General features: G+C 63.2%; 5 protein-coding genes. 2 read left to right on the top strand and 3 right to left on the bottom strand.

What is annotated here, in order from left to right; translation table 11 throughout:
- Nucleotides 1–73 precede the first annotated feature (73 nt).
- The 3 genes from AC1DY5_RS34555 to AC1DY5_RS34545 all read right to left on the bottom strand — a co-directional run bounded on the left by AC1DY5_RS34555 (nt 74) and on the right by AC1DY5_RS34545 (nt 3,010).
- Nucleotides 74–1,189, bottom strand: coding sequence for a S1C family serine protease (locus tag AC1DY5_RS34555; RefSeq protein ID WP_478118870.1), 1,116 nt, complete (start codon nt 1,187–1,189; stop codon nt 74–76).
- Nucleotides 1,190–1,426: 237 nt separating this feature from the next.
- The gene (locus tag AC1DY5_RS34550) at nt 1,427–1,648 is read right to left on the bottom strand and encodes a hypothetical protein (protein ID WP_478118868.1); all 222 of its coding nucleotides are present in this window, start codon (nt 1,646–1,648) and stop codon (nt 1,427–1,429) included.
- Between the two features lie 435 nt (nt 1,649–2,083).
- Nucleotides 2,084–3,010 (bottom strand): LysR family transcriptional regulator, encoded by a 927-nt coding sequence (locus AC1DY5_RS34545; protein ID WP_478118867.1) that lies wholly within the window; start codon nt 3,008–3,010, stop codon nt 2,084–2,086.
- 116 nt (nt 3,011–3,126) lie between these two features.
- Between AC1DY5_RS34545 and AC1DY5_RS34540 the strand changes: the two genes are divergently transcribed.
- Together AC1DY5_RS34540 and AC1DY5_RS34535 are read left to right on the top strand one after the other, a co-directional pair.
- Complete coding sequence (locus tag AC1DY5_RS34540; protein WP_478118865.1) at nt 3,127–4,989, top strand: arylsulfatase; 1,863 nt, start codon at nt 3,127–3,129, stop codon at nt 4,987–4,989.
- A 230-nt stretch (nt 4,990–5,219) separates the two neighbouring features.
- Complete coding sequence (locus AC1DY5_RS34535; protein ID WP_478118863.1) at nt 5,220–7,304, top strand: tetratricopeptide repeat protein; 2,085 nt, start codon at nt 5,220–5,222, stop codon at nt 7,302–7,304.
- The last annotated feature ends 220 nt before the right edge of the window (nt 7,305–7,524 follow it).

Below are 7,524 nucleotides of genomic sequence, written 5' to 3'. Positions count from 1 at the left end.
GCCGTGCCGATAAGTGATTGTCGTGCGTTGGGTCTTTTGCCCCGACCGCGCGGAGCGTCGGCGGTGATGACGATCACCGGCGCCTGTCTGCCGGCATTGGACGCCGGCCCAGCTCAACTGCAACGGCCATGGCCACGCCGTGGCGAGTCAACTTGAATTCGACACGGCTGCCGGGTGCCAGCATCGCCGTCTCATTGATGAGGGCCGTGGCATCGGCGATGCTTTTGCCATTCATCGCAATGACGGTATCACCAACGCGCAACCCCGCTTTCTCGCCCGGCCCACCGCGCTGAACCTTCTCGACCACCGCGCCGGATGCATCGGGGACGCTGCGTTTGGCATCGCGCGCGACCACGCCGATCCAGCCTCGCTCGACGCGCCCGTGCGCGATGATCTGGTCCGTCACCTCGCGCGCCAGGCTCACCGGGATAGCGAAGCCGATGCCCTGGGATCCTCCGCTTTCCGAGTAAATGGCTGCATTTATTCCGACCAGGTTGCCGTCGACGTCCACCAATGCGCCGCCCGAGTTTCCGGGGTTGATTGCTGCGTCGGTCTGGATGAAGTTCTCGAACGTATTGATGCCAAGCCGATTCCGGCCGGTTGCGCTGACGATGCCCTGAGTCACGGTCTGTCCGACGCCGAACGGGTCACCCACGGCAAGCACGATGTCACCCACCTGCACCGAACTCGGCTCCGCGAAGGTGATCGGCGGGAGGTCCGTCGCGTCTACCTTCAGCACCGCGAGATCGGTGTCGGGGTCGCGGCCAAGCAGCTGCGCGTCAGCCACCTTTCCGTTCGGCAGCATGACGGCGATCTCAGTCGCACCGTCGACCACGTGGTTGTTAGTCAGGATATAGCCCTGTGCCGCGACGATCACGCCGGAGCCCAGGCTCAGCGAATCCTGCCCGCGCCGGCTGCGGCGGCTTGACGCGCTGCGCGTGTAGATGTTGACCACCGAGGCCGACGCCTTGCGCGCTGCCAAGCGATAGCCCGCGTCGCGTCGCCCAAGTATCGTGTCCGCCAGCGATGAACTGCCGCCTGCCTCATGAATCGTGACGACGTCGTTGCGGGCGGGCGGCGACGCGGCAGGGCCGAACGCGTGCCAAGCGATCAGCAGGCCGGCACCCACCGTCACGGCTTGGGCGAGCAGCATCCACAGTCGATGCAGAGTGATCGAATGGGCTTTCATTCAAGCTGGCTCATGTGCAAGAGCACTTCGGAGATTTTGAATCCAAACCGCGCGGACGCAACTCGCGTCACGGGGTACTTCAGATGGAGGCGATCGCGCGGGTGGCTGAGGTTCTAACGACCACGGCCTCAGATGCCATCAATGGGCTGCTTCGGTCCTTAACAAACTTCTTTCGCTGGGGCAAGCGTCGAGAGTAGCACGGCGCGGCTCTGATCGCCGGATTGGCGATTGCGACGATCAACCGAGCGATTGCCGGACGAACGCGGCAAAGCGTGGTGAAGCAGATGCTGGAACGCGCGGCGCGGCCAGCTTTAAGGCCACAGGGCTGCTGGAGCCGCCTCCGAAAGCCAGCGGGATCTTCGCCGGCGGCCTGGTTGTGTCCTGACCATTCGCACTGGCGCCCAACAGCGCGCAGAGAATGAAGGCAAGGAGCGACAAGAGTCTCCAGACAATGCGCATGCAAACTCCTCGGCAGATCGGGCTTCCCGTTGGCGGAGCGCAGGATACTCCCATCCGAGCGTCTTGAACGACGACGCGTTGGGCGCAACGCTGCCCAACCTGACTCGTTGCACGAACAACTGCGCAGCGGCTCCTTTCGGAGTTGTCCGCCAATTTCATCGACCTTCCTGTGGCGCAGATCGAGCCGCAACCCACGACAGCCTGGCGCGCACCGTCGAGACATTGCAGATCGCGAGGGCAGCTCAGGAGGCGCCGCCCCAGCCCTGAAGCAGCAGGCGCGCACTGCTGAACCGAGTATTTCCGCTGACCGGATGGATGGATCGCGCGTGATGCATTGCCGTGGACGATCGCGTTAACCGCTCTGCCGACATCCACGTCGAGCCGCAGGCTGCTTTCCGCTACGAAGCGCGCATCCGTCCATTCCGACCATTCAGCTCAAGGCCCCCGTCGAGCCGCGATTTGCTGCGCCAGGGTGACAGCGCGCAGCGCAGCAGGCGACATCGTTCGACCCTTGAGCCAGATGGCGTGGATGTTGGCGACCACGGGCGCCTTGACCTTGAATTCGAGGCGGCGCAAGTCCAGCTTGCTCGCCTCAGCCATTCCATCGGGCAAGAAGCCCAGCACGTCGGTGTCGGCAACCAGGCGGCCGAGCAAATTCAAGTCATCGCATTCGACGGTCAACGGAAAGTCGTGCGCCGAGTCGAAGCCGTAACTGACGGCGATTTGTTCCAGGAGCGAATGCGTCGCAGATATGGCCGCCACGCCGTAGCGACGCAGTGCATCGAGGTCGATCTTGTTGCTGCCCTCGATTGGATGTCCGGGCCGGCAGAACAGGGCGCCGCCTTGCACGCCTATCAGCGCGCTGGCATAGCGATCGCTGCGGGCCAGCAGCTTCGGCTCGCCCAGGCAGAAATCGAGTTCTTGCGCTTCGAGTTTTTCGACCAGCCCCAACAGATTGCCGAGACGCACTCGAGTAACCAGTTGGGGACTGTTGCGAACCAGCTCTGACAACAGGCTCGGCATGATGGTCGCTGCCGGAACGGGCGCGGCGCCGATCGCGAGTTCGCCGGCATCCCCCTGCCTCATCAACTCGATGTCGCGCTGCAGGCAGCTACTGTCGAAGACCAGGGCACGCGCACGCTCGAGCACCATCTGGCCGGCCCGGGTCAGCGAGACCCGCTGGGCATCACGGTCGAACAAACGCATTCCTACCTGGTCCTCGAGGCTTTTGATGCTGCGGCCGAAGGCCGCTTCGCTCAGGTGGACCCGCACTGCGGCGCGCGAGAAGCGTCCCTCTTCGGCCAACGCGATCAGATGGGTCAAGCGCCGCAGGTCGGTTGCGAGCTTGTGGTCAGGTTGCATGAAACGCAATGTACTCGGGCTACTTTTGCGTTGGACACTTTTTTTCCTCGTGTTCAAACTCCGTCCATGCGTTCGCCTGTCGGCGTTTCGCCCGTTTGAAGACAGGAGACAAATGAATGACGAACAGAAGGGGCAAGGCCCGGAGTTTTTTGTGTTCGCTCGCAACGGCGGCGCTCTTGGTGTCGAGCGTCCAGGGAGCGACGCCGGGCGGCCCTGAAAAGGCAGAGCAGCAGCGCCCGAACATCGTCTTCGTGGTGATCGACGATGCCGGCTTCAGCGACTTTGGCGCCTACGGCAGCGAGATCCAGACGCCCAACATCGATGACATCGCGAAATCCGGCGTTCGATTCACCAATTTCCACACTGCCTCGACTTGCGAATCGTCGCGCGCCATGATGCACACCGGCATCGACCATCATCGGGCGGGCGCGGGCTCCCTGAGGCCGATCATGGCCGACAACCAGAAAGGTCAACCTGGCTACGAGGGCTTCCTGAGTCCCAACGCGCACAGCCTCGGGCAGCTCATGCGGGACGGCGGCTACGCCACCTATTTCGCCGGCAAATGGAACATGGGCGACGGACTCGCGCATGCGCCAGGTGCGAAGGGCTGGGACCGGTACATCTCGCTCGAGCAGACCGGCTCCGACAACTTCGAGGCCAAGGTCTATGCGCCGCTCAACATGGAGGCCGTCTGGTGGGAGGACGGCAAGCGCGCGGTATTGCCCGCCGACTTCTACTCGACGCGGCACTACGTGGATCGGATGATCAGCTACGTCGAGGACGGCAAGGATGCCCACAAGCCCTTCTTCGCCTTGTTGGCCTTCCAGGCCGTGCATTCGCCGCTGCAGGCACCCGAAGTGGACATCGACAAATACAAGGATCGCTACACGCAAGGCTGGGACAAGCTACGCTCCGAGCGCTACCAGCGTGAGGTCGACATGGGCCTGGTTCCGGCCGGGCTCAAACTGCCCGAGGCGGTGCTGCGAAAGAGTTGGGACAGTCTGGACCCGAAGGACCAGAAGCTCTATGCCAAGAAGATGTCCGTGTTCGCGGCGATGCTGGACAGCGCCGATCAGCACATCGGCCGGTTCCGCGACTACCTGAAGCAGACGGGTCAGCTGGACAACACCGTGTTCATCGTGATGTCCGACAATGGCGCGGACCCGGTCGAGCTCAACGCGCTCAACTTGCCTTTCMGGCTCTGGTATCGGGTCAACTATGCGCTCGGCATCGAGAAGCTGGGGCAGAAGGGCAGCTATGTTCATTACGGCCAGGACTGGGCGGAAGTGTCCAACACGCCTTTCGCGAGCTTCAAGGGCACATCCTCGGAAGGGGGCATGCGGGTGCCCTTCATCATCAGCTATCCGCAGCACGTCAAGCCGGGCGGCATGACGAATCAGTTCGCCTACGTGACCGATTTCCTGCCCACCGTGCTGGACATCGCTGGCATTCCGATGCCCGGCGACGAGTACAGGGGCAGGAAGCTGATCCGCCCCACCGGCACGAGCATGCTGCCCTACCTCGAGGGACAGGCATCTTCGATTCATCCCGCCGATTTCACGGTCGGCTTCGAAGCCACGGGGGCCAGCGCGCTATTTTTCGGCGACTACAAGATCAGCCGGAACGTTGCCCCGTTCTCGGACCACAAATGGCGGCTCTACGACCTCAAGTCGGATCCGGCCGAGTCGAAGGATCTCAGCGCCGAGAAGCCTGAGCTGCTGAACACGATGCTGGCCAAATACGACGACTACGAGCGGCAAAACGGAGTGATCAAGCCGCCGCCCGACTACAACCCGCTCGCACAGCTGCTGAAGAACAACTGGCTGGTATTGGTTCGGCAGATGGCAGGCATCCTTGCGGCCGCGGCGCTGCTACTGGTCGTCTTGATCGCAGCCGCCGTCTTCGGCGTGCGCAGGTGGCGCCGACGCCGTGCAGTTGGCGAGCGGGCGCCAAACCTGCGCCGTCTTGCTTCGATCTAGAGGCCGCCATGCGCATCCAAAAGCGGAAGCTTGTTGCGATCGCGCTGGCCGTCAGCGTCCTCTCGCTCTTGCTCGCATGGCTGCTCCTTCGGCCTGCAACTGCGCCTCACCCAATCGGCTCGGGCACTGACACGCCGTCGTCGGTCGCCAGGTTCGTCGGGTCCCAGGCATGTGCCGCCTGCCACCAGACTGATTTTCAGGCTTGGCAAGGGTCGCACCATGATCTGGCGATGCAGCACGCCACGCCCTCAAGCGTGCTTGCACCCTTCCATGGAGAAACCTTCACCGAGGCCGGCATCACTTCGCGGTTCCGGCAGCACGACGGCAAGTTCTACGTCCAGACTCAGGATCGCGACGGACGTGACCAGGAGTTCGAGGTCACTCACACCCTGGGTGTCTATCCGCTGCAACAGTTCCTGGTCCCGATGCCCGACAAAGGCATGCAGGCTCTGACCACGGCCTGGGACGCGCGCCCGCTCGACAAGGGCGGCCAGCGCTGGTTCGACCTGCACGCCGGGCAGAACGTCAAGCCCGGTGACCCGCTGCATTGGACGGGCCGCCAGAACAACTGGAACTTCATGTGCGCCGAATGCCATACGACCAACTTCAGGAAGAAATTCGATGTTGTCACGCGCACTTACGGCAGCACGTGGTCCGAAGGCAATGTCGGCTGCGAAAGCTGCCATGGGCCGGGATCGAGCCACGTGGCCTGGGCGGCCTTGTCCGGGGCGGCCCGGCTGTCGGATGCAACGATGGGCCTGGCGCAACTGCTGCGGGATCGCAAGGATGCGCACTGGACCATTGGCGCGGAAAGCGGCAACGCGGTGCGCAGCCCGCCTGTGTCGCCCGACCGCGCCGAAGTCGAGCTGTGCGCGCGCTGCCACTCMCACCGAAGCCAGATCTCCGACGCATATGTACATGGCAAGCCRATGCTCGACACGCACATGCCTTCGCTGTTGGACAAGGCCTTGTTCTGGCCCGACGGCCAGATGAGGGCGGAGGTCTACAACTACGCCTCGTTCCAGCAGAGCCTGATGTACCAGAAGGGCGTGACCTGCAGCGACTGCCATAACCCGCATTCGCTCAAGCTGCGCGCAGCGGGCAACGGGGTGTGCTTTCAATGCCATGCACCGGCGAAGTACCAGGCACCGACCCACACCTTCCATCAATTGAGTTCTACCGGCAGCAGTTGCGTCGCCTGTCACATGCCGACGACCACCTACATGTCGATCGACCCACGGCACGACCATGGCATCCGGGTCCCGCGGCCCGATCTTTCGGTGGGCACGGGCATTCCGAATGCCTGCAACAAGTGCCACGTCGACAAATCGCCCGAGTGGGCGTCGCAGTGGGCGCAGCGCTGGTATCCGGGCATCAACGTGCGGCACCCGCCATTGCAAACTGCCTTCGCGGCCTTCGACAAGGGCGACGAGAAAGCGCTGTCACTGCTGTCCAAGGTCTTCGAGGACACCAACCAGTCGTCGATTGCGCGCGCCAGTGCGTTGTCGCGGGCCGTTCCCGCGATGGCGCCGGAAGGGCTGAACCAGATCCGCAAGCTGCTGCAGGACCGAGACCCGTTGGTAAGGCGAACCGCGGTGGAGGCGCTGGCTACTGCGCCACCCGAGATCCGTTCCGAATGGCTGCGCCCACTGCTCGCCGATCCGGTCAAGGGGGTTCGCATGTCCGTTGCGCGCTGGCTGGCCGGTGTGCCGGTCGCGGCCTGGGACGCGAAGGACCAGGCGCAGCTTTCCGCGATCATCAATGAATACGTAGGGGTGCAGTTGTTCAACGGCGATCGACCGGAGTCCTATGACAACCTCGGCACCCTGTATGCGGATCAGGGCAAGTGGGCTGAAGCCGAGGCGGCGTTGAGGAAGGCCATCGATCTGGCCCCGGATCTCGCCGTATCGTCGCTGAACCTTGCCGATGTCTATCGCGCCCGAGGTCGGGAAGACGATGCCCAATCGCTCCTGCGGGATGTCGCGGCGAGATTTCCCAGCGACGCCACCGCCCAACACGCCTTGGGCTTATCCCTGCTGCGTCAACGCCATCTTGATCAAGCGCTCGTGCCCTTGCGCCGCGCCGCAGACCTCGCGCCGGACAACCCTCGCTTCGCCTATGTCTATGCGCTGGCTCTCGAGCGTGGCGGGCAGGATCGACTGGCGATCGCTACACTGGAGAACGCACTGAAGCTCAATCCCACAGATCGAGAATCCGTCGCGGCCGTCGTCGCGATCTGCAGCCGAATCGGCGACGCGTCTTGTACGAAGCGACACACGTCGCAATTGCCGCGCGAATCACCCGGCATTCGCTGAGCAGGATTCCTGGAAAACGCGAAAGAAGGAAGGCAAGCCGTTTTTCGTCTGGCTCAACCCGACATGCATGCACATCGTTACGCACATGTCACCTATTTATCGATACGCCGCCGGACATGACACGTCTGACGTAGTAGTCCTGCAGTGCCTTGTCATGCGTGAAAGGATAGATCGCCAGGGGGCGATCGTTGCCGTTGATATAGGCCGCCACCTCTTCCTC

The organism is Variovorax sp. P4_D9 (genome assembly GCF_056401695.1).
The sequence above is the reverse complement of the archived record's forward strand: the minus strand, read 5'-3'. Positions and strand labels throughout refer to the sequence as shown.